Source organism: Mycobacteroides salmoniphilum (assembly GCF_004924335.1).
In the GTDB taxonomy this organism is placed as follows: domain Bacteria; phylum Actinomycetota; class Actinomycetes; order Mycobacteriales; family Mycobacteriaceae; genus Mycobacterium; species Mycobacterium salmoniphilum.
Window position 1 is genome coordinate 4,633,332 of record NZ_CP024633.1, and the last position, 20,498, is coordinate 4,653,829.

General features: G+C 64.0%; 23 protein-coding genes. 15 read left to right on the forward strand and 8 right to left on the reverse strand.

The features are described 5' to 3' along the window. Nucleotides 1-18: 18 nt before the first annotated feature. Genes DSM43276_RS22725 through DSM43276_RS22735 form a run of 3 tightly spaced genes read left to right on the forward strand, consistent with a single transcriptional unit; the run spans nt 19 to nt 1,896 of the window. Nucleotides 19-1,455, forward strand: a complete 1,437-nt coding sequence (locus tag DSM43276_RS22725; RefSeq protein WP_078328557.1) for a phytoene desaturase family protein — start codon at nt 19-21, stop codon at nt 1,453-1,455. Nucleotides 1,456-1,509: 54 nt separating this feature from the next. Beyond that, nucleotides 1,510-1,665 carry a DUF6131 family protein gene (locus DSM43276_RS22730; RefSeq protein ID WP_099051634.1) on the forward strand — a complete coding sequence of 52 codons (156 nt, stop codon included), beginning with the start codon at nt 1,510-1,512 and terminating at the stop codon, nt 1,663-1,665. Between the two features lie 30 nt (nt 1,666-1,695). Further along, entirely contained in the window at nt 1,696-1,896 is a 201-nt protein-coding gene (locus DSM43276_RS22735) for a lipase chaperone (RefSeq protein ID WP_078289951.1), read from the forward strand. Nucleotides 1,897-1,912: 16 nt separating this feature from the next. Here DSM43276_RS22735 and DSM43276_RS22740 read toward each other — a convergent pair whose 3' ends face one another. Then, nucleotides 1,913-2,671, reverse strand: coding sequence for a helix-turn-helix domain-containing protein (locus DSM43276_RS22740; protein ID WP_078328559.1), 759 nt, complete (start codon nt 2,669-2,671; stop codon nt 1,913-1,915). A gap of 226 nt (nt 2,672-2,897) precedes the next feature. On the opposite strand from DSM43276_RS22740, the gene DSM43276_RS22745 reads away from it, so the two are divergent. Genes DSM43276_RS22745 through DSM43276_RS22755 form a run of 3 tightly spaced genes read left to right on the forward strand, consistent with a single transcriptional unit; the run spans nt 2,898 to nt 6,738 of the window. Next, the gene (locus DSM43276_RS22745) at nt 2,898-4,151 is read left to right on the forward strand and encodes a sodium:proton exchanger (protein ID WP_078328562.1); all 1,254 of its coding nucleotides are present in this window, start codon (nt 2,898-2,900) and stop codon (nt 4,149-4,151) included. 47 nt (nt 4,152-4,198) lie between these two features. Further along, nucleotides 4,199-6,076, forward strand: a complete 1,878-nt coding sequence (locus DSM43276_RS22750; RefSeq protein WP_078328563.1) for a S9 family peptidase — start codon at nt 4,199-4,201, stop codon at nt 6,074-6,076. Further along, a complete protein-coding gene (locus DSM43276_RS22755) occupies nt 6,073-6,738 on the forward strand; it encodes a DUF3159 domain-containing protein (RefSeq protein WP_078328564.1) in 666 nt (221 codons plus the stop codon). The genes DSM43276_RS22750 and DSM43276_RS22755 overlap by 4 nt, the downstream gene beginning before the upstream one ends. Here DSM43276_RS22755 and DSM43276_RS22760 read toward each other — a convergent pair. The 3 genes from DSM43276_RS22760 to DSM43276_RS22770 form a co-directional block, all read right to left on the reverse strand. Next, nucleotides 6,659-7,318, reverse strand: a complete 660-nt coding sequence (locus DSM43276_RS22760; RefSeq protein ID WP_078326095.1) for a restriction endonuclease — start codon at nt 7,316-7,318, stop codon at nt 6,659-6,661. The genes DSM43276_RS22755 and DSM43276_RS22760 overlap by 80 nt on opposite strands. Nucleotides 7,319-7,420: 102 nt before the next feature. Continuing rightward, the gene (gene nei2, locus DSM43276_RS22765; RefSeq protein ID WP_078328565.1) at nt 7,421-8,185 is read right to left on the reverse strand and encodes an endonuclease VIII Nei2; all 765 of its coding nucleotides are present in this window, start codon (nt 8,183-8,185) and stop codon (nt 7,421-7,423) included. Between the two features lie 81 nt (nt 8,186-8,266). Further along, the gene (locus tag DSM43276_RS22770) at nt 8,267-9,274 is read right to left on the reverse strand and encodes a bile acid:sodium symporter family protein (protein WP_078328637.1); all 1,008 of its coding nucleotides are present in this window, start codon (nt 9,272-9,274) and stop codon (nt 8,267-8,269) included. A 72-nt stretch (nt 9,275-9,346) separates the two neighbouring features. On the opposite strand from DSM43276_RS22770, the gene DSM43276_RS22775 reads away from it, so the two are divergent. Next, complete coding sequence (locus DSM43276_RS22775) at nt 9,347-10,201, forward strand: LysR substrate-binding domain-containing protein (protein ID WP_078328566.1); 855 nt, start codon at nt 9,347-9,349, stop codon at nt 10,199-10,201. Nucleotides 10,202-10,221: 20 nt separating this feature from the next. Here the strand turns inward: DSM43276_RS22775 and DSM43276_RS22780 are convergent, their stop codons facing one another. After that, nucleotides 10,222-10,587 carry a DoxX family protein gene (locus tag DSM43276_RS22780; protein ID WP_078328568.1) on the reverse strand — a complete coding sequence of 122 codons (366 nt, stop codon included), beginning with the start codon at nt 10,585-10,587 and terminating at the stop codon, nt 10,222-10,224. Continuing rightward, nucleotides 10,587-10,883, reverse strand: a complete 297-nt coding sequence (locus tag DSM43276_RS22785) for a hypothetical protein (protein WP_078328569.1) — start codon at nt 10,881-10,883, stop codon at nt 10,587-10,589. Before DSM43276_RS22785 ends, DSM43276_RS22780 begins: the two co-directional genes overlap by 1 nt. Before the next feature lie 76 nt (nt 10,884-10,959). Between DSM43276_RS22785 and DSM43276_RS22790 the strand changes: the two genes are divergently transcribed. After that, entirely contained in the window at nt 10,960-11,844 is an 885-nt protein-coding gene (locus DSM43276_RS22790) for a sigma-70 family RNA polymerase sigma factor (RefSeq protein ID WP_078328570.1), read from the forward strand. Here the strand turns inward: DSM43276_RS22790 and DSM43276_RS22795 are convergent. Further along, entirely contained in the window at nt 11,807-12,451 is a 645-nt protein-coding gene (locus DSM43276_RS22795; protein WP_078328572.1) for a dihydrofolate reductase family protein, read from the reverse strand. The two genes, DSM43276_RS22790 and DSM43276_RS22795, sit on opposite strands and share 38 nt — an antisense overlap. A gap of 61 nt (nt 12,452-12,512) precedes the next feature. On the opposite strand from DSM43276_RS22795, the gene DSM43276_RS22800 reads away from it, so the two are divergent. The 5 genes from DSM43276_RS22800 to DSM43276_RS22820 all read left to right on the forward strand — a co-directional run bounded on the left by DSM43276_RS22800 (nt 12,513) and on the right by DSM43276_RS22820 (nt 17,116). Next, a complete protein-coding gene (locus DSM43276_RS22800) occupies nt 12,513-13,040 on the forward strand; it encodes a winged helix-turn-helix transcriptional regulator (RefSeq protein WP_078328573.1) in 528 nt (175 codons plus the stop codon). Nucleotides 13,041-13,108: 68 nt separating this feature from the next. Then, a complete protein-coding gene (locus tag DSM43276_RS22805) occupies nt 13,109-15,052 on the forward strand; it encodes a potassium transporter Kup (RefSeq protein ID WP_412458635.1) in 1,944 nt (647 codons plus the stop codon). A gap of 52 nt (nt 15,053-15,104) precedes the next feature. Further along, nucleotides 15,105-15,596 carry a Dps family protein gene (locus tag DSM43276_RS22810; RefSeq protein ID WP_078328574.1) on the forward strand — a complete coding sequence of 164 codons (492 nt, stop codon included), beginning with the start codon at nt 15,105-15,107 and terminating at the stop codon, nt 15,594-15,596. A gap of 22 nt (nt 15,597-15,618) precedes the next feature. Next, the gene (locus DSM43276_RS22815; protein ID WP_136629148.1) at nt 15,619-16,269 is read left to right on the forward strand and encodes a DsbA family protein; all 651 of its coding nucleotides are present in this window, start codon (nt 15,619-15,621) and stop codon (nt 16,267-16,269) included. Nucleotides 16,270-16,303: 34 nt separating this feature from the next. Then, nucleotides 16,304-17,116: an HpcH/HpaI aldolase/citrate lyase family protein gene (locus DSM43276_RS22820; protein ID WP_078328767.1), complete on the forward strand. Its 813-nt coding sequence runs from the start codon at nt 16,304-16,306 to the stop codon at nt 17,114-17,116. Here the strand turns inward: DSM43276_RS22820 and DSM43276_RS22825 are convergent. Beyond that, on the reverse strand, nt 17,106-18,356 hold the full coding sequence (locus DSM43276_RS22825; RefSeq protein ID WP_078328766.1) for a M20 family metallopeptidase: 1,251 nt from the start codon (nt 18,354-18,356) through the stop codon (nt 17,106-17,108). The genes DSM43276_RS22820 and DSM43276_RS22825 overlap by 11 nt on opposite strands. A 74-nt stretch (nt 18,357-18,430) precedes the next feature. Here DSM43276_RS22825 and DSM43276_RS22830 point away from each other — a divergent pair, with 74 nt between their 5' ends. Then, complete coding sequence (locus tag DSM43276_RS22830; RefSeq protein WP_412458637.1) at nt 18,431-19,591, forward strand: NAD(P)/FAD-dependent oxidoreductase; 1,161 nt, start codon at nt 18,431-18,433, stop codon at nt 19,589-19,591. A gap of 56 nt (nt 19,592-19,647) precedes the next feature. Next, the gene (locus DSM43276_RS22835) at nt 19,648-20,481 is read left to right on the forward strand and encodes a glycoside hydrolase family 16 protein (protein ID WP_078325753.1); all 834 of its coding nucleotides are present in this window, start codon (nt 19,648-19,650) and stop codon (nt 20,479-20,481) included. Nucleotides 20,482-20,498: the final 17 nt, after the last annotated feature.

Genomic DNA, 20,498 nt, shown 5'->3' on the forward strand with positions numbered 1-20,498 from the left:
CAGCGGCCCGGTGATCCGATGAGCGTCGCGACCATCGTCGGCAGTGGCCCCAACGGGCTTGCCGCAGCAATTACCCTCGCCCGCGCAGGGATCTCCGTCACTGTGTTGGAGGCCACTGAAGAACCCGGGGGCGGATGCCGTTCCTCGGAGATGCTCGAACCCGGACTCATCCACGATCACTGCGCGGCCACGCACCCGATGGCCATCGGGTCTTCCTTCTTGACGAGTCTGGATCTGGCTCGTCACGGCGTGCGCTGGCTCTTGCCCGAGATCGATTGCGTTCACCCGCTCGACGACGGCTCCGCGGGCGTCTTGTACCGGTCGGTAGATGACACAGCCACGTTCATGGGGCGTGACGGCAACCGTTGGCGAGCGTTGTTCGGTTATCCCTCGGAGCATTTCGAGACCCTCGTGGAGGACATCACGGCGCCGCTGCTGCGGGTGCCCCACCACCCCGTTCAGATGGCGCGATTCGGACTGCCGGCGGCGCTGCCCGCTTCCACCATCGCGCGTCTGCTCCGCACCGAGTCGGCCCGCGCCCTGTACGGCGGGGTCGCCGCACATGCCTTCCGGCCCTTGCACTATCCCATGACAGCTGCGGTCGGCCTCGGAATCATGACGGCCGGACACCGATACGGCTGGCCAGTCCTCTCCGGCGGCACCGGTTCTCTCGTCCGGGCCATGACCGCGACCCTTGCCGAGCTGGGTGGAGAGGTGTGCACGGGGGTGCGCATCGACGACGCCGCGCAATTGCCCGATGCCGATCTGACACTGTTCGATCTTGAACCGGGCTCTGTCGCAAAGATTCTCGGTGATCGGTTGCCCGCAAGAGTCACCCGCGCGTTCACCAGGTTCCGGCACGGCCCCGGCGCCTTCAAGGTCGACTTCGCGGTCGACGGCGGGGTTCCGTGGGCTACACCCGCTGCCCGCCGCGCCGGCACCGTCCATCTCGGCGGCACCTACGCCGAAGTCGCCTCCACCGAACGAGAGATCCACGCCGGCGTCATGCCGGAGCGCCCCTTCGTCCTTGCCGGTCAGCAGTATCTGGCCGATCCGCAGCGCTCGGCCGGCGCTATCCACCCGCTTTGGACCTACGCACACGTGCCTTTCGGTTACGCCGGAGATGCCACCGGAGCGATCATCGGTCAGATCGAACGATTCGCACCAGGTTTCCGCGAACGCATCGTTGGCACGGCGGTGCGCTCGACGACGGAGATGTCGGTGTACAACGCCAACTATGTGGGCGGAGACATCATGACGGGCGCCAAGGACGTCCGACAGCTGGTGTTCGGTCCTCGCGTCGGACTCAACCCCTACAGCCTTGGCGCGCCGGGGATGTTCATCTGTTCCGCGGCGACACCACCAGGCCCTGGCGCGCACGGCATGTGCGGTGTGCACGCCGCGAATGCTGCACTCAAACACCTCACCCGAAGAGGGCCGACGGCGTATCGTTAACATCGTAAACAAAACATCACGCCTGAGAATGCAGCACTGAACGAGGTGAGGGCCATGATCATCCTCGGAGCCATCCTGTTGGCCGCCGGCTTCATCCTCGACATTGGGTGGCTATGGACCGGCGGAGTTGTACTCATCGTCATCGGCCTGGTCCTGATGGTCGCGGGCCGCATGGGACACGCCGTCGGTGGCCGCCGCCACTACTACTGACTTACCGGTTGAACGAGCAGGGAGAGCACCATGCGATACGCCGGAATACTGGTGGCGGTGTGGTTGATCGTGGGGGCAATCGCCGTCGCCCAACGCGGATACTTCACCAACAGCCCACAAACCTGTGCCAGCGCGGGAACGATCGCGCTGACTGTGCTTGCCGGTCCCCTCAACTACGCGGGACTCAATCCGACAGTCAGCCAATGCAACATCCCACAACCAAGTACCTGATTGCCGGGCCGAACTCTTAACCCGGCTCGGAACGGATCGCGGCACCCACTCGAACCAGCACGTCGAGCTGAGCCGGATTAAACAGATCCAAGAGGGCACGGGCCACGGTGCGCTCGGCGAATTGTTGACCGCGTGGCGCGTCCGCAGTCGAGGTGAGCATCCCCGGATGATCGGCATACAACTTCCGGGTATGTAGGGACATCCGCTCGGCGAGATCGGCACGCGTGTGCTCGTCAGCGTCGGCCGCCAGGTTCTCCAGCTCATGATCGAGGTCCCGGTCTTGCTGGTCCAGGAACATCCCGATGAATGCCTGCAGCCCCACCGGACCGAGCACCCTGGACATGACGAACGCGAGTGAACGGTCGGTGTCGGAGAGTTCCATGTTGACTGCCGCGGAGCCGAATTCGGGCGGCATATCGGCCGCTACCTCACTGTCCAATATCTGTCCGAGCTCGTCGCGCACTCGCTGCAGCCGCTCAATGGTGGCAGCCAGCTCCGCATCGAGCGCGCGTAACGCCTCGCGCGGGTCCTCGTTGGCCTCATCCATCTCCGCGATCTGCTTCAGGGAAAGACCCAGACCTGTGAGGCGTTTGATCTGCAGGACCCGAACCAGATGCGCGACGCCGTAACTCTTGTAGCCGTTGGAGCGGCGTACGGGCTCAACAAGCAAGCCGATGTCGTGGTAGTGGCGCACCGCACGCAGGCTGGTGCCGGCGAGCTCGGCAAGCTCCCGCGTGCTCCAACCCACCGTCACTCCTTCTGCATCCACTGACATAACCGCCACTCGACACTATGCCGCTACGGCATGGTCAACACGCGAAACCCTCATCCCATCAGCAATGACACCGCGCCTTAGGTCATCCGGTTTGCCACACATTGACATTAGGGTCACCGAAGAATTCACAACGGGGCCCACTAGCTGGTAATTTTCGGGTTTCATGAGCATCACACAGGGATATCGATCTGTTGCTGAGCGTGCCTGGCGGTGTTAGCTTGGTTCCGTGCAGACCACCGCTAGTGCGCCCGCGATGCTTGGTGGATTGCGTCGCCAGCTCCTGCGGTCGGTGTTCATCACGGCGCTGTTCATGGCGCCCGCACTCATCACGCGGATCGGCGGGTTGCATCCCAATCCGGTAGTGGCTCTGGTGATCTACGGCGCAGCGGTAGTGGCCGCCAGCTTCGTCTTGGCATGGGCGGCAGAGGCCGCGCAGATTGACGTCTCCGGCGGCCTGGCCATCGCGGTGCTGGCCTTGATCGCGGTGCTTCCCGAATATGCGGTGGATCTCTACTACGCCTACATCTCCGGCCAGGTCCCCGAGTACACCCAATACGCCGCGGCGAACATGACCGGCTCGAACAGGTTGTTGATGGGACTGGGTTGGCCCGTTGTCGTTCTCATCGCACTCGCGGTGGCCCGCAAGAGATCCGGACGCTCCACCAACCTGCTGTCCCTGGCGCCGTCCAACCGCATCGAGCTTGGCTTCCTGCTCGTGGCCGGGGTGGTGGCGTTCGTGATACCGGCGAGTGGCCAGATTCACCTCGTGCTGGGCGTTGCGCTGCTGGCATGGTTCGGGTTCTACCTGTTCACGATCAGTCGCGGCGAAGCCGAGGAACCGGATCTGGTGGGCACGGCCGCGGCCATCGGGATGCTGCCCAAGCACATGCGCCGTAGCACCGTCGTCACGATGTTCATACTCGCCGCATCGATCATCCTGTTGTGCGCTGAGCCCTTCGCCAACAGCCTGGTAAGCGCCGGAACCCAATTGGGCGTCGACCAGTTCCTTCTGGTGCAGTGGCTCGCGCCGCTGGCATCAGAAGCTCCCGAGTTCATCATCGCCGCGATATTCGCCGCCCGTGGCAAGGGAACCGCAGCCATCGCCACGTTGATCTCGTCAAAGGTCAACCAATGGACACTCCTGATCGGTTCCCTGCCGATCGCCCATCTCGCGGGCGGCGGCGGCTACTCCTTGGTACTCGATGCCCGTCAGGTCGAAGAAACCCTGCTGACCGCAACGCAAACCATGATGGGCGTGGCTCTGATTCTCGCTCTGCGGTTCCACCGTGGCACCGCGTGGGCGCTGCTGGCACTGTTCGTGATCCAGTTCCCCATCACCTCAACCCACGGCCGGCTCATCCTGTGTGGTGTCTATGGCGTCTTGGCGATCGCCGGCTTGATCGTCAATCGTCGGCACCTCATCGCGACCATTCGGGCGCCGTTCAGCAGGTCAGCCACGCGACAGTTGACTGTGCCGTAGCGGCATAGTTTCTCCTGGTGTTACTTCGATACACCGAGAGGAACACAATGGCGCTGCCCAAGCTCATTACCGTCGAGGAGTTCTTCGATCCACCGGTTCGCACGTCCGCGTCGATCTCGCCGGACGGAACCAAGATCGCGTACCTGGCGCCGCGAAAGAACCGCCTCAACGTATGGGTGCAGGCGGCCGATGGCGACAACCCCGCCGGGGCGCGGTGCGTCACCCGCGACGAGACCCGCAGCGTCACCGGCTTTCTCTGGGTCGATGACCCGCGCTGGCTGTTGTACGTGCAGGACTCCGGTGGTGACGAGAATTGGCATCTGTACCGGGTGGACTTGGACGACCCCGCGGCTACCGCCGTCGATCTGACTCCGTTTCCCGGCGTGCGACTGCTGGGCCTGGAGCAGCCACACGGCCGCCCCGGGAAGTTGTTCGTCCAGCTGAACCACCGCAGGATCGACCTCATCGACCTCTACGAGCTCGATATCGCATCCGGTGAACTGACCATGCTCGCCGAAAACCCCGGCGAGGTCATGGCCTGGTTCTGCGGACCTCATCATGAGGTCTTCACGCAATCACTGACAGCTGACGGAGATATCGAGTTCTCTCGATATGAGTCCGGGGCACTGGAATCTCTCGTCGTCTACAACGGTGCGGATTACCCGGTAGGTATGCACCCGACCACGATGACGCCGGACGGTACCGGTTTGTGGATGGGTTCCAGCCGTGACACCGATCGCACGCGTCTGGTCCGGCTCGACCTGTCCACCGGTGAGGAGTCGGTCGTGGACAGCCATCCCGCGTTCGACCTTTCCGCTGCCCTGGGACTGGCGCCGCCCCTGATCCGGCATCGAAAGACCGGCGAGCTGCTGGCCGTCCGGTATCTCGGCGAGCGACAGGAAATCCGGGTCCTCGATCCGGATTTCGCTCCGGTGCTGGACAAGCTTCAGGAGCTCTCGGACGGAGACCTTGCGGAAATCTCGTCCGACGAGAACGGCCAACGCTGGGTGGTCAGCTTTACTCATGACCGGGATCCCGGTGTCACCTACTTCTACGACCACGAAAAGGGCGAAAGCAGGCGGCTGTTTCGTCCATATCCGCACCTGGATCCGGCGACCTTGGCACCCATGACGCCGGTGACAATCACCGCGCGCGACGGGTTGGATCTGCGCTCCTACCTGACGATGCCCGTAGGTGTGGAACCCGTGGGACTGCCCCTGGTACTGGTCGTCCACGGCGGTCCGTGGCACCGTGACAGCTGGGGATTCGATCCGTCCGTGCAGTTCATGGCCAACCGTGGATACGCGGTGTTGCAGGTCAACTTCCGCGGATCCACCGGTTATGGAAAGGCCTTCACCAAGGCGGCCATCGGCGAGTTCGCGGGCAGAATGCACGACGATCTGATCGACGCCGTCGACTGGGCAGTCAAGCAGGGCTACGCGGATCCGAGCCGGGTCGCGATCTTCGGCGGCTCGTACGGTGGGTATTCCGCCCTGGTTGGGGTCACCTTCACGCCCGATGTCTTCGCGGCCGCCATCGACTACGTGGGCATCTCGAACCTCGCGAACTTCATGCGGACCCTTCCACCGTTTGTTCGGCCGAACCTGACCAACAACTGGTACCGCTACGTCGGCGATCCCGCCGTGCCAGAGCAGGAAGCCGACATGCTCGCCCGATCACCCATCAGCCGGGTGGATCAGATCCGCACCCCGCTGCTCGTTGTGCAGGGCGCCAATGACGTTCGCGTGGTCCAGGCCGAATCCGACAACATTGTGGCGGCCCTGCGTGCGCGTGGCGTCGAGGTCGAGTACATGGTCAAGGCGGATGAGGGACATGGATTCCTGAACCCGGAGAATCAGATCGACCTGTTCCGTGCGACGGAACAATTCCTGGCCCAGCATCTCGGCGGACGGCAGGTGCGGTGACCGAGGTTACGGAGCTCTCCGAGCGGTCCGAACCCAAACCCACCCTTCTCGAACAGGCGGGCGGTCTGTCCGGCCTCCTCTATGCCGGTCTCCCTAGCGTGACATTTGCGTTGGGTAACAGTGCTTTTGGTTTGTCCGGTGCGATCTGGATATCCATGGCGACCGCGGCGGCAGTTGCCGCCTGGCGGTGGTTACGCAACCAGCCGCTACAGCCTGCGATCTCCGGGTTGTTCGGGGTTGCGATCTCGGCGGCCATCGCCTACCAGATCGGGTCGGCCAAAGGCTTTTTCCTCATGGGCATTTGGACCAATCTCATTGCCGCAACGGTCTTCCTGGCCTCGGTGCTGGTGGGCTGGCCGCTTGCGGGAGTGCTCTGGCATGGTGTCACCGGCACCGGGCAGCGCTGGCGCGAAGACAAACCGTCGCGGTTTGGCTACGCGGTGGCGACCCTGGCCCTAGCGACGGTGTTCGCGTCCAGATTCGTTGTGCAGCAATGGTTGTATACGCAGGACTCAGTGGGCTGGCTGGCCTTCGCACGTATCGCGATGGGCTACCCACTCTTCGGCGTGGCGCTCCTGGTGGTCATCTGGGCGGTGCGGCGTTCGAAAAGGCGGGCACCTCGCTCTGATTCAGCCAGCGCGGAAGGCGATCGCGGCCGATGAGCTCACACTTGCTCGTCGCGGCAAGGGTCTGAGCCTGCCTGGTGAAATCCTGGTTGCTGACCACCATGGTGCGGGTGCAGTCGTAATGGCGCGCACCCGCGACGACCTCTTGAACAGCCCTGACGCCCACGCTCTTTGAGTATCGCTTGCATTGGACGGCAACGACATCGCGCCGATTCGTGGCTATCAGGTCAACGCCGTAATCGCTGGAGGCGGGCGTGGTCTCGATATGCCATCCGGCGCTGTGCATACGGGCCGCGACGAACGTCTCGAAATCGGCGCCGGACATCTCGTCGATCTCGGAAAGCCCCGACAGCGTCGTGTACCGACGTAGCCGGGCCTCGTACCGGCGGTGGGCGATCACGTCACCGAGTCCTCGCAGAATCCATCCCGCGCCACGCAAGATCAGATACACCGCATAGGGCGATGCCAGATATCCGGCCTGCGCCAAAGCCGCGAGTAGCGCATCACCGGTACTCCGGTACACGACCACGGCAGGCCAGATGGTCAGCGCCACGATCGGCCCTGCGAGCACCACGACAATCAGTGCGACCAGCACACCCGATAGGCGGCGCCGCACCCGCACCGCCTTACGCCTCCACCGTCGCAGCATCATTGGATGAACTTTAAGCCAGCCCTCCGACACCAGGGCATCACTGACACCCGCCTGCGCGGCGTCACGTCATCGCTGGCAACTAGGGCACCAATACGCCACGCGCGGCAGGGCCTGATCGCGTGCGATCCTGGTTCCGCAACGGCGGCAGGGCTTTCCATGCCGGCCGTAAACCCACAGCTCACGGCCGGGCCGCCGGTCACCCGTCGTTGTCCTGCGATGGTTGTCCTTGTTCGCATGCAACAACGCATGGGCACGCTCGACGAGACGCGCGGGATCAGCGAGGCCTCTCACCGGCGTTGTGGGCAGCAACCCGGCCAGAAAACACAGTTCGTTGCAATACACGTTGCCCATGCCCGCCATGACCCTCTGATCGAGAAGCGTCGCACTCAGCTCATCATCTGCTCGTGCCATCAATCGCTCCAACGCGACGGCCGGATCCCAATCTGTCCCAAGAAGATCCGGGCCTAGATGACCCACGATGTCGTTTTCCCGCTCCCGCTTGACCACATCCAAAACGCCCAGGCTGATCCCGAGGGCCACCGAGTCGTCTGTGGTCAGTACCGCTCTGATTCGATGGTCCCACGTGGGTACGGACCCCTGAGCGGACACGATCCGCCAGCTGCCATCCATTTTCAGATGCGAGTGAATGCTGGCCCAGCCGACGCGAATGAACAGATGCTTTCCACGTGCGACCACGCCGTCGACGCGTTCCCCACTCACGTCGACGGTTGCGAAACGTGGAACACGGATATCGCAGCCAGTGAGCACCCGGCCGGTCAGTGCGTCGGCCAGGCGCTGCGCCGTTCGGAAAACCGTGTCGCCTTCTGGCATTCCACCGCCCTCCTCACGCTAGCCGTCACAGGCTATCCAATACCGCACCGAAGCGATAGCGAGCCCACCGATACGTAAAGGTCAGGCAGCAGAAACGGTCTCGCCGCCAACGGTTTCCGCATCTGAACTCTCGGCCCGCCCCCATCGCCCGGCCAGCGCCGCACAGGTGATCAGCTGAATCTGATGGAAAATCATCAGCGGCAGCACAATCAGGCCCACCGGGTGTCCCGCGAACAGCACCGTGGCCATCGGCAATCCGGTCGCCAAACTCTTCTTGGATCCGCAGAAGACGACGACGATTCGGTCTGCCCGGTTGAATCGCAATAGCCGCGCCAGCCCCGCGGTAACACCCAACACCACGGCCAGCAGCACGACGCTGACCGCGACGACTGCCAACAGCCGGGAGATCTGCAGACCCTGCCAGACGTGTTCGACCATTCCGGCGCTGAACGCCGCATAGACCACTAAGTAGACCGAGCCACGGTCAACGACCTTGGTGAGCGTGGCGTGGGAAAGAATGCGATACAGCTTGGGCCGCAACAGCTGGCCGGCGACAAAGGGCAGCAGAAGCTGCACCACGATCTCCAGGATCGCGGTGGGCGAGACCGTCGCCTCGCCGGTGGTCTGCATGAGCAGCATCACCAAGACGGGAGTCATGAAGACGCCCAACATATTCGACAGCGACGCGCTCACCACCGCAGCACCGACATTGCCGCGGGCGATCGACGTGAAGGCGATCGAAGACTGCACCGTCGACGGCAGCAAGCACAGGTACAGCACGCCTGTATAGAGGTCGTTGGTCAGCACCGACGGCACCAGGAGCCGCATCGCCAGCCCCAGCAGTGGGAACAGCACGTAGGTCGCGGCCAGCACCGTGGTGTGCAGTTTCCAGTGCTTCAGACCCTCGAGTGCCTCGCGCGGTTCCAGTCGCGTTCCGTAGAGGAAGAACAGCACCGCGATGGCGATCTTGGTCGCCCACTCGAGTACATCGGCGGCACCGCCACGCGCGGGGAGCAGCAGCCCAATCCCCATGGCAGCGAATAGTCCCAGCAAGAAGCCGTCGATGCGGAGTTTGGCCAGCCACGTCACACAGGCCACCGTACGAGCACAGGCACTGATTATGAAAGTCGATAAAATCGATATCTATGAACGAGTATCGTGATGGACGTGTTGGACCCAGAGCTGTTGCGAACTTTTCTGACAGTTGAACGCGCAGGTGGTTTTACCGCTGCGGGTCGCATTCTCGGGCTACGCCAGTCCACGGTGAGCGGACATATCGCGCGGTTGGAACAGTCCACCGGCCGAGAGCTGTTCCGACGCGATACCCGCAATCTGGCGCTGACCGCTGACGGCGCCGCGATGGTCGGGTTCGCCCGCTCGATCCTGGACGCCCACACCCAGGCCGACCGCTACTTCGCGAGTTCGGAACTGACCGGACTCATCCGGCTCGGCGCCTCCGATGACCTGGTGGCGCGCGAGCTGCCCGATGTCCTTGTCGAGTTCCAGGACTCGCATCCGGGCGTGGATCTGGAACTCGTCGTCGGACTGAGTGAATACCTCAAAACACGCATGACCGCAGGCGAGCTCGACCTCATGGTGGCCAAGCGCCTGCCGGGTGAGAAGCATGGCGAGTTGTTGTGGCGCGACAGGCTGGTGTGGGCGGGGCGGCCCAACACACAGGACGTGCGCGACCCGGTGCCCATCGTCACCTATCCCCCGCCGAGCCTGACTCGGCACGCCGCGCTGCGAGCACTCGAGCGGGAGGGCCGGACGTGGCGCATCTCATGCGTCAGCGACAGCCAACTGGGCCTGCGGGCGGCAGCCCTCGCGGGTATGGGTGTCATCGCGCATGCGGAATCGCTTTTACCCGAAGGCCTTACCAGGGTCAGCGATGACAGCCTGCCCGACCTGGGCGAGCTGGAGTTCGTGCTGCTACGGCGCCGCAGCGTGCTGTCCGAACCCGAGCAGGCACTCTGCGATGCGATCATCGCCAGTACACACCGACTGCACCGATGATCGGGAGGCCGGCAACGGCCCTAACCAGTCGGCAGCACGAAGTAGGCCACGGATCCCGCCGCGAGCGCCAGGAACACGCCCGGAAACGCGATGTTGTGCAGCACATTGCTACGGACATGCGCGACCACCGCGCCAATGAAGAAGGCCACCAAGCCAATTGCCGCTGCGAGGCCGATCGGACGCACCCCGGCAAGACCGATGACAAGACCCACCACCCCAGCGCCTTCGATTACCGCGAGGTAGGGAAGCCATCGCGGTGCCAATCCGACCTCACCGCAGTTCTGCACCACAAACTGTGCCTTGACCACCTTGGCCGCCACCTCGAGTCCATTGGCGATGATGCACAGAACCGTCGTGACCAACAGTCCAACCTCGAGTATTGCCATCAGCCCTCATACCTTCCCAGCACGGTGAAGGGGCGCGGTGCCACAGGTTCAGCGGCCCATCCCGCGAGCTTGGCGCGGAAGTCGAGCGCATCCGGGATACCCAGGAGCGGGTTATCCCGACCGTCGACGAGCTGTAGTAGGAACACGAAGTCGGGACCGTCGCCGACCCTGCCCGCCGTGTACGTCATGCCCGCCGGGGCGGCCTCGCGCACCGCCGTGAACAGCGCCGCGATCGCTTCCTCCACCTCGTGCGCCCGTTCGGGATCTGTGCTGAATCGGACCATCTGTACGCTCATATGCGCCTCCTATCTCGTCGGTTTCGTTGACCTCACCCCTCTTGACGACCGACATGACGGAAAGGTGACCTCTCTCGTGGATCTCATCGAAAACTTCGCGGCAGCGCGGCCGCGGCTGCTGTCCGTGGCCCACCGAATCCTGGGCTCACACCACGACGCGGAGGACGCGGTGCAGGCCGCCTGGATTCGGGCGCAGTCCGCCGACCTGAATCAGGTGGACAATCTCGACGGGTGGCTTACCACCGTCGCTGCCCGGCTCTGCCTCGATCGGCTCAGGGCACGCGAACGCCGCGGCGAGATTCCCCTGACTGCCGCACACATCCCGGGCAGTCAGCTCGCCGCCGACGAGGATCTCTTACGGCGCGAGCAGGTTTCACGCGCGATGCTCGTGCTGCTCGACGAACTGTCACCCAAGCAGCGAGTGGCCTACGTCCTGCACGACCTGTTTGCCGTGCCGTTCGAAGACGTCGCCGCGGTACTCGATACGACCGTCGTTTCCGCTAAGAAGCTCGCCAGCAGGGCGCGATTGCGGCTCAGCGGCGCAGACCCCGCGAGTGCCCGCGATGTCGAGAACCAACTGGAGATCGTCGACGCCTTCCTGTCGGCGGCCCGCGGCGGCGATATCGAGCGACTGATCACGCTGATGGCACCGGATGTGATCCGGACGGTCGACCGCGCCCTCATCCCCCGTGGTGCGGCGACGCTCGTGCGCGGCGCCCGAGCTGTCGCCGAGGAGACCCGCACGTTCATCGACCGCATCGCCGTGGCAGCATCGCTTCTCGTCGACGGGCAGCCGGGCGCGGTCATCGCCCCCGGCGGCCATCCCTTCTCCATCATCCGGATGGACATCCGCGACGGATTGGTCACCCGTATAGACATCGCTCTATACACGAGCAGCGGTGCCGAACTGTCGATGCCGACTGTCAACGGCGCCAAAAGAGATGGTGCACAACACCACTAGCCGCCGGAACCTTCTCCAGGTGATAGCGGTCGGTGAGCTCATCGGGGCTGTCCCACAGCCGCTCACCGCGTCCGATATGCACCGGTGCGACCGCGACGTGCAGGGTGTCGATGAGCCCGGCGCCCAGGAATGCGCGTACGGTTGCCACTCCCCCACCAATTCGCACGTCTTTTCCATCGGCGGCCTCAAACGCGTGCGCCAATGCCTCCTGCGGTGTGGCATTGAGGAAATGAAAGGTAGTGTCGCCCAGGCTGAACGAAGGCCGGTCGTGGTGCGTGAGCACGAAGACCGGAGTACGGAAGGGCGGCTCGTCGCCCCACCATCCTTGCCAGTTCTCGTTCTCCCAGGGACCGCGCACCGGGCCGAACTTGTTGCGCCCCATAATCTCCGCCCCGATGTTTCGCGCCCAGTCCCGAGTGAAATAGTCATCGAGCCCACGGGTACCGCCGGCATCGGTGCGATTGACCCAGCTGGCGGTGGCACCGGCCCACGCCATGAGCTTGGAGGGATCGGCATGCCCGAAGGGCCGTTCCTTGGATTGCCCCTCACCCGCGCCGTATCCGTCGGCGGTGACACTGAAGCACTGGACGCGGACAAGCTGAGTCATTCCGAGACACCTTCCGGTTGCAATCTGCAATCGGTTTCAAAAACTACCCTAGACTGATTGCATGACGCAACCAGTCGGCGTGGGCCGGCTGCCCGTGGCACCGGGCAAATCGGGCTGTCCGATCAATCTGACCATGGAGCTGTTGGGGGACAGATGGAGCCTGATTGTCTTGCGCGACATAATGTTTAGTGGGAATACCCATTTCCGCGAGCTACTGACCGCCTCGGAAGAAGGCATCGCCTCGAACACCCTCGCCAGTCGGCTGGCCAAGCTGGTCGACGCCGGACTACTCACACGTGACGATGACCCCACGCACCTTCAGAAGGTGGAGTACCACCTCACCGAGGCCGCAATTCAGCTTGTCCCATTGATGGCCCACCTCGGCGCCTGGGGCGCGCGGTGGTTGCCCGCCTCACGAGAGCTTTCCGTGCGTGCCGAGCTACTGGCAGCGGGCGGGCCGCCTCTATGGGAGCGGTTCATCGATGACCTACGCACCACGCATCTACATAGGCAGCGCCAAACCGTCAACGGCGTTCTCGCCGAGCTGACGGCCGCCTATCAGAGGGCCAGCGGCTCGCAATCGAGCTAATATCTGGCTGCCCTATCACCAGCCACACCGGACGGCACGGTGGGCGAAGCAGAAACGAGAACCGCACCGTGCAACACGACTCTGCGACCGCGTCTCCACCCAGCTCCGCCACTGCGTCGAACACCGTGCGCCTTGCGGTCATCGTCGGCGCGCTCGGGGTGGTGTTCGGCGATATCGGAACGAGCCCGATCTACACCATTCAGACGGTCTTCAACCCGGCTGATCCGCACCCCGTGCCGGTGAGTACCGACAATGTCTATGGCATTGTGTCGCTGATTTTTTGGTCGGTGATGGCAATCGTGACGTTCACGTACGTCACCCTGGTCATGCGCGCCGACAATGACGGCGAGGGCGGCATCATGGCGCTCATCACGCTGTTGACGCGCTGGGGCGGTAAGCAAGGACGTCGCGGTGCCTTAGTGCTGGCCGGCGCCGGACTCTTCGGCGCCGCTCTGTTTTTCGGAGACAGCATGATCACCCCTGCTATCTCCGTACTCTCGGCCGTCGAGGGCGTGAAGGTCGTCCAGCCGGATCTGGAGGCGTGGATCGTCCCCATCACCGCGGTGATCATCGTCGCCTTATTCGCCGTGCAACGCCATGGCACCGCCCTCATCGGGCGGTTCTTCGGGCCGGTCATGATTCTGTGGTTCCTGGCGATCGGCACCTGCGGAATCACCGGCATCGCCGCGCATCCGGAGATCCTCCGGGCACTCTCACCCACCTACGCAATCGGTTTCATGGTCGGGCATTTTCACATCGCCTTCTTCGCACTCGCGGCAGTGGTGCTCTCGGTGACGGGTGCCGAGGCGCTGTACGCCGATATGGGGCACTTCGGACGCAAGGCCATCACCTATGGGTGGCTCGGCCTGGCGCTGCCCGCACTGACCTTGAGCTACTTCGGTCAGGGCGCCCTGATCCTGGGCGATCAATCCGCCATCAGCGCACCGTTCTTCTTGTTGACGCCCGAGTGGGCCCGCTTGCCGATCGTGCTGCTCGCCACCGCGGCGACGGTGATCGCCTCGCAGTCGGTGATCACCGGTGCGTACTCGGTGGCATCGCAAGCAGTTCAGCTCGGTTACCTGCCGCGGTTGCGGATTACCCACACCTCGGAATCCACGATCGGCCAGATTTACGTGCCGTGGATCAATTGGGTGCTGATGGTCTCCGTACTGACGCTGGTGTTCGCGTTCCAATCCTCGGCCGCGCTGGCGTACGCCTTCGGCATGGCGGTGACCGGCACCATCACGATCACGACCCTGCTGTTCTTCTATGTCGCCCGCATCCGCTGGAATACCCCGCTCTGGCTGCTGCTGCTCGGCGCGGGCGCGCTGCTGACCATCGACCTGCTGTTCCTGGCGGCGAACATGACCAAGCTGGTTCATGGGGCCTGGCTGCCGCTCTTGATCGCGTTGACCGCGTTCACGGTGATGACGACATGGGAGCGTGGCCGCACCATCGTGACGCCCGCCCGTGAACAGGCCGAAGGCCCACTGCGCGCATTCGTCGACCGCCTCAACGCGGGCGCCACGCACGTGGTGCGGGTGCCCGGAACCGCGGTGTTCCTCAACCGGAGCAAGGACACCACGCCACTCGCGATGCGCGCCAACGTCGAACACAACCATGTGCTGCATGAGCACGTCGTCATTCTGTCGATCGAGACATCGCCGGTGCCCCGTGTGGAAGACGCCGCCCGGACGAGCATCGACAATCTCGGATACGCCGAAGACGGGATCATTCACGTCACGGCACGATTCGGATACATGGAGACCCCAAACGTCCCCCACGCACTGGGACTACTGGACCCCGCGCAGACCGAGGGACAAGCCATCCCGATCGACGAGGCCACGTACTTCCTCTCGAAACTGGAACTGGGCAGGGGCACGGAACCGACGATGGCTCGGTGGCGCAAGCAGCTGTTCCTCGCCACATCGCATATCACCGCCGACGCCGCCGAGTATTTCGGACTGCCCAGGGACCGCACGGTCATCATGGGCTCACGCATCGACGTATGACGTCTCCCATCTAATCTGGAATAGATCCAGATTAGATGGGATTGTATTAAGCATGAGTACTACAGCCCGCACCCCCGAATCCGATGTCTCCAACTTCCAAGCATCGCCCGAACTGACCGGCCACCTGCAACAAGTCCTGGTCGATCTAATCGAGCTTCACCTGCAGGGCAAGCAGGCGCACTGGAACGTCGTGGGAAGTAACTTCCGCGATATGCACCTGCAGCTCGACGAGCTGGTGGACTTCGCCCGCCAGTCCAGCGACACCGTCGCCGAGCGGATGCGTGCACTCGACGCACTGCCCGATGGCCGTTCGGACACGGTTGCGGCCAGCACGACGCTGCCGGAGTTCCCGCCCTACGAGCGCAGCACCGGCGACGTCGTCGATCTGATCACCACCCGCATCTACGCCACGGTGAAGACAGTGCGCGCGGTACATGATCCGGTGGACGACGAAGACCCGACCACCGCCGACATCCTGCACCAGCTCATCGACGGCCTGGAGAAGCTGGCCTGGCTGATCAAGTCCGAGAACCGGAAGGTGTAGCCGCTTACGCGATGATGGACCGATGCATGCTGTGAAACGCTTCGCGACGATCATCGGTCTACTCATCGCGGTTCTGGTCTGGGGCCCCAACCCCGGACTGGCGCACGCGGCCGATGCCTCACCCGCCGGAGACGTCCTCTCCCTCGGCGATCCGGCGGCTCCCGGGCAGATCGATCTGTACTTGGATCCGCTGTGCCCCTACAGCGGAAAGATGGTTCAAAGCCAGGGCGACGAGATCGGGCGGCGCCTCGAATCCGGGAAGCTGCACATCAACCTCAGGTTCGTGGACTTCCTCGACAAATACTCGGCCAGCGGCAGCTACGACAGTCGCGCGATCTATGCGGCGTTCGTCGTGGCCGACCAGTCACGGTCAAGTGATACGACCTGGCGCTTCATCCAGCGGTTCTACGCGAAGGATCAGCAGCCCGAGGAAGAAGGGGACACGGACCTGAGCAACGACCAGCTGGCGGAGCTAGCCAACCACGTCAATGCTCCTCAAAGTGCGCAGGACCTCATCAGGGTGGGCCTGCCGGTTCCCTTTGACGCCCGCGTCATCGCGGCGAACAATCTTCCGCTACTGCGGGCCTTCCCCAAGTCCGGTGTACCCATGGTCGTGATCGACAACCAACCCGTCGACGGGGAATCCAACTGGCTGAGCCGAATCCCGCGGTAACGGCGGAGCTCTGCGAAATACTGGTGAGGTGTCCGTGAACTCGAAGGTCTCGCGCTCGTGGCTTTTAGTGAACCCCTCGCGGAAGCCTGACCTCAACACCGCCGTCACGTCCACGAATGCCGACGAGGTGATCCTGGATCTGGAAGACGCCGTCGCACCGAATGAGAAGCAGCCGGCTCGCGAACGCGTCATGGAATACCTCAACTCCGGCGGGCAGGCTTGGGTGCGCGTCAACGACGCGTCCAGCGAGTTCTGGTCGGCCGACTGCCGGACTCTCGCCGACGCCCGTGGGCTCAAGGGCGTGGTACTCGCCAAGACCGAGGGCGGAAACCACATGTGGGACACAGCAAATCGCCTCGGCGGCGAAACTCCCGTAATCGCGCTGATCGAGACCGCACGCGGTCTTTCCCGTGTACATGACATCGCGGCGGCCCGCCCCTGCTTTCGCATCGCCTTCGGCGTCAACGACTACACGCTCGATATCGGGGTCGATCAAGACCCGTTAGCCCTGGCGTACAGCCGATCTCAGCTTGTGGTCGCCTCGCGCGCCGCACACATTCCGGGGCCAATCGACGGACCGACCCGTGACCCGGCCGAGTTGGCCGAGGGTGTCGCACTGACTCGTCAGATGGGTATGACGGGAAAATTGGCGCTCCACTCGGCCGACGCCGAGACCATCAACAAGGGGCTTAGCCCGTCCGACGAGGATGTGTCGTGGGCACGGGACTTCGTCGAACAGTTCAACAGTCACGGGGGAAAGCCCCAAGACGGAAGCGATCTGCCCCGACTGAACCGCGCCCGAATCATCCTGGAGCGCGCCCGGATGCTGGGCCTGATCACGCCCTAGCGTTCAGCCGTGACAATGCCGCCACGGTGAGCGCCTCGATCCCGGTAGTGAGCGTGGGTTCCAGGACCGGCGCGAACTCCGGGGAATGGTTGGACGGCACCGGCTTTCCGGCCGCCGCGGCATCGTCGAAGCGCTGCTGCGTGTACCCGCCCCAAAACCAGAATGCGGTGGGAACACCGGCGGTGGTGCCGAAGAATCCGACATCCTCGCTGCCGGCCAGCGGATTCGGAGATTCGATCACCCGGTCGGCACCGAAGTACTCACGGAACACCGCCGCGATCGCCTGCATCGCGGCATCGTCGACGACGGTGACCGGGAAGGTGTGCATCGAGGTCACCGCCGGCTCCTTGTCGGCACCCGAGGCCGTCGACTCGGCCTGCGCGATCCGGGTGATGGAAGCCAACGTCTTTGTGCGGACGTCCTCGGTGAAAGTGCGGACGTTGATGCCGAGTTCTGCGTCGTCGGGGATGATGTTGTCCTTCGCCCCGGCATGCAGGTATCCGACGGTAACCACCGCGGGCTCGAACGGCGACAGCTCGCGCGACACGATGGTCTGCAGCCGCTGCACCACATTCGAGGCCATCACCACCGGATCGATGGTTGATTCCGGTTGCGAGCCATGCCCACCCCGCCCGAACAGCTGCACCCTGAGAGAATCCGAGGCCGCAAGCGCCGTGCCCGTCTTGTACGCGATCATCCCCGCCGGCAGCGGCCCGACGTGCTGACCGAGAACGACCTCGGGCTTGGGGAACCGGTCGAGGATGCCGTCGGCGATCATCGCCTTCGCACCGCCGCCCACTTCCTCGGCGGGTTGAAAGACTGCGACCACCGTTCCCGACCATTGCTTCTTGAGTTCATTGAGCAACCGAAGGGCGCCCACCAGCGCGGTGACGTGCATATCGTGCCCGCAGGCATGCATGACCGGAACGTCCCTGCCGTCAGGATTGGTGGCACGCGCGGTGCTCGCATAGGGAAGACCGGTCTGCTCCTGTACCGGGAGTGCGTCGAAGTCGGCTCGCAACCACACCACCGGGCCGGTTCCGTTGCGCAGCACGGCAACAACTCCGGTGCCGCCGACACCCGACGTCACCTCCAGCCCGAGCGGCGCGAGGATCTCCTGGATCTTCTTCGCGGTGCGGTGTTCTTGGAACGACAATTCCGGATGCTGATGCAGGTCTCGGTAGAAGTCGGCCAAGTTCGCCACGTTGTCGGCCCAGTTGCCGGGCAGCGCGATCGCCATGTGGCCTCCCACTCTGTGTGTTCCTGCGACTCAGCTCGACAATACGACGACCGTCACGACCTACCCTCGGACACGTGAGCCAATCCATCGACGCCGGACTCTCCGTCGACACCATCGTCATCGGAGGTGGGATGTCGGGCGCATCGATTGCCTACGAACTGGCCGAACATCACACCGTCGCACTACTGGAGCGAGAGTCCACCCTCGCGTTCCACACGACCGGACGGTCCGCCGCGACCTTCATCGAGAACTACGGAAATCCCGTCATCCGCATGTTGACGGCGGCCAGCCGCGACTTTTTCACCGACCCGCGTGAGGGTTTCGAGACTCCACTCGCGACGTCCTTGCCGCTGTTGGTCATCGCCGATGAAGCGCACGCGGACATGCTTCGAGAATTTCATCGAGAGGCCACCCGGCAGGGTTGTCTCACGGAGCTAGTGGACGGCGCGGTCGCCGAGCAGATCAACCCCTACCTGCGACCGGGGCACATCCGGGCGGCGGCGGTCGACCTCACGCCGATGGAGCTCGACGTCCATGGGCTGCATCAGGGATATGTGCGCGGATTCCGCCGTCGTGGCGGAATCATCGTCAAGTCGGCTCCCATCGTGAGCAGCACCCGGCGTCAGGACAGGTGGGTTCTGCGGGACTCCTCCGGACGGGCCTTTGACGCGGCGACCGTCGTGAACGCCGCCGGGGCATGGTGCGATGAACTCGCGCACACCATGGGCGCCCGTCCGGTGGGAATCCGGCCACTTCGACGCACCGCGTTCATGGTGTCCGCGCCGCAGGAGAAAGTGACCGGCTCGCTTCCCATGACATTGGATGCCTCAGACAGCTTCTATTTCAAACCCGATGGCGCCCAATTCCTCTGTTCACCCGCCGACGAAACACTTCAGCCACCCGGAGACCCGCGACCGGACGAGCTGGAGATGGCCCGGGCGATCGGGATGATCAACGAGGCCACCACCCTCGGCATCCGGAGCGTGAACTCTGCCTGGGCGGGACTGCGGTCCTTCACCGTCGACCGCACCCCGGTCGTGGGCGAAGACCCGGATGTCGACGGCTTCTTCTGGTACGCGGGCCAGGGCGGCTACGGCATCCAGATGGCGCCGGCCCTGGCCCGAGTGGGTGCCGCGCTCGCCACCGGCAATCCCCTGCCCGACGAGCTAGCCACCCGGGGACTGACCCCCTCGATGCTGGCACCCCATCGCGATTCACTACGCGCCCATCCCTAGCAGCCGCGTCCGCGCGCCCGGGCCGCGCTTGGCGAATCCTGTTATCGTCGGCGTCGATGGTGAACATGGATCGGCGCCGCATGATGGCGTTCTCAGGGCTTGGCATGTTGGCAGCGGCGGTTTCCATGCCGGAAGCGTGGGCGCAGCCCGCTGGTCCACACATGCCACAGAACCCGCCCGCAGCCCCTCCGACCGGCAAGTACGTCTTCGTTGACGAGTTCGACGGACCAGCCGGGTCGGCGCCCGATGGATCCAAGTGGGCAATCTCAAAGGCTCGCGAGTCCATGAAGGACCCCACGCTTTGGGAGCTCCCCGAAAATGTCGGCCAGTATCGAGACGATCGCAAGAACGTCTTCCTCGACGGCAACTCGAACCTGGTCATCAAGGCCGCAAAAGAAGGCAATACCTACTACGGCGGCAAGATCTACAGCACGACCGAACTCGGTGTCGGCTACACCTGGGAAGCACGCATCAAGTTCAACTGCCTGACCCCGGGCGCGTGGCCCGCGTTCTGGCTCGGCAGTGACCAGGACGGTGAGATCGACATCGTCGAGTGGTACGGCAACGGCAGCTGGCCGGCCGCAACCACCGTGCACGCCAAGGCAAACGGCTCGGAATGGAAGACCCACAACCTGTCCCTCGACAACGCCTGGCACACCTGGCGCACCCAGTGGGATGACAAGGGCATCCGGTTCTGGAAGGACTACACCGACGGCGCGGCCCCCTATTTCGAGGTCGCCGCCAACTCCCTGGCGGACTGGCCGTTCAACAATCCCGGACACAAGGCATTCCCCGTGCTGAACCTGGCCGTGGCCGGATCCGGTGGCGGCGATCCTCGGGGCGGCACCTACCCCGCGGAGATGCTCGTCGACTGGATACGCGTCTGGTAGCTCGGCGCTCGTCGTGC

What these genes read in the sequence shown, in the direction of transcription:
- DSM43276_RS22725 (WP_078328557.1), top strand. Translation starts at nt 19, where the DNA reads ATGAGCGTCGCGACCATCGTCGGCAGTGGCCCCAACGGGCTTGCCGCA.
- DSM43276_RS22730 (WP_099051634.1), top strand. Translation starts at nt 1,510, where the DNA reads ATGATCATCCTCGGAGCCATCCTGTTGGCCGCCGGCTTCATCCTCGAC.
- DSM43276_RS22735 (WP_078289951.1), top strand. Translation starts at nt 1,696, where the DNA reads ATGCGATACGCCGGAATACTGGTGGCGGTGTGGTTGATCGTGGGGGCA.
- DSM43276_RS22740 (WP_078328559.1), bottom strand. Translation starts at nt 2,671, where the DNA reads ATGTCAGTGGATGCAGAAGGAGTGACGGTGGGTTGGAGCACGCGGGAG.
- DSM43276_RS22750 (WP_078328563.1), top strand. Translation starts at nt 4,199, where the DNA reads ATGGCGCTGCCCAAGCTCATTACCGTCGAGGAGTTCTTCGATCCACCG.
- nei2 (WP_078328565.1), bottom strand. Translation starts at nt 8,185, where the DNA reads ATGCCAGAAGGCGACACGGTTTTCCGAACGGCGCAGCGCCTGGCCGAC.
- DSM43276_RS22775 (WP_078328566.1), top strand. Translation starts at nt 9,347, where the DNA reads ATGGACGTGTTGGACCCAGAGCTGTTGCGAACTTTTCTGACAGTTGAA.
- DSM43276_RS22780 (WP_078328568.1), bottom strand. Translation starts at nt 10,587, where the DNA reads ATGGCAATACTCGAGGTTGGACTGTTGGTCACGACGGTTCTGTGCATC.
- DSM43276_RS22785 (WP_078328569.1), bottom strand. Translation starts at nt 10,883, where the DNA reads ATGAGCGTACAGATGGTCCGATTCAGCACAGATCCCGAACGGGCGCAC.
- DSM43276_RS22795 (WP_078328572.1), bottom strand. Translation starts at nt 12,451, where the DNA reads ATGACTCAGCTTGTCCGCGTCCAGTGCTTCAGTGTCACCGCCGACGGA.
- DSM43276_RS22800 (WP_078328573.1), top strand. Translation starts at nt 12,513, where the DNA reads ATGACGCAACCAGTCGGCGTGGGCCGGCTGCCCGTGGCACCGGGCAAA.
- DSM43276_RS22810 (WP_078328574.1), top strand. Translation starts at nt 15,105, where the DNA reads ATGAGTACTACAGCCCGCACCCCCGAATCCGATGTCTCCAACTTCCAA.
- DSM43276_RS22815 (WP_136629148.1), top strand. Translation starts at nt 15,619, where the DNA reads ATGCATGCTGTGAAACGCTTCGCGACGATCATCGGTCTACTCATCGCG.
- DSM43276_RS22825 (WP_078328766.1), bottom strand. Translation starts at nt 18,356, where the DNA reads ATGGCGATCGCGCTGCCCGGCAACTGGGCCGACAACGTGGCGAACTTG.
- DSM43276_RS22835 (WP_078325753.1), top strand. Translation starts at nt 19,648, where the DNA reads ATGGTGAACATGGATCGGCGCCGCATGATGGCGTTCTCAGGGCTTGGC.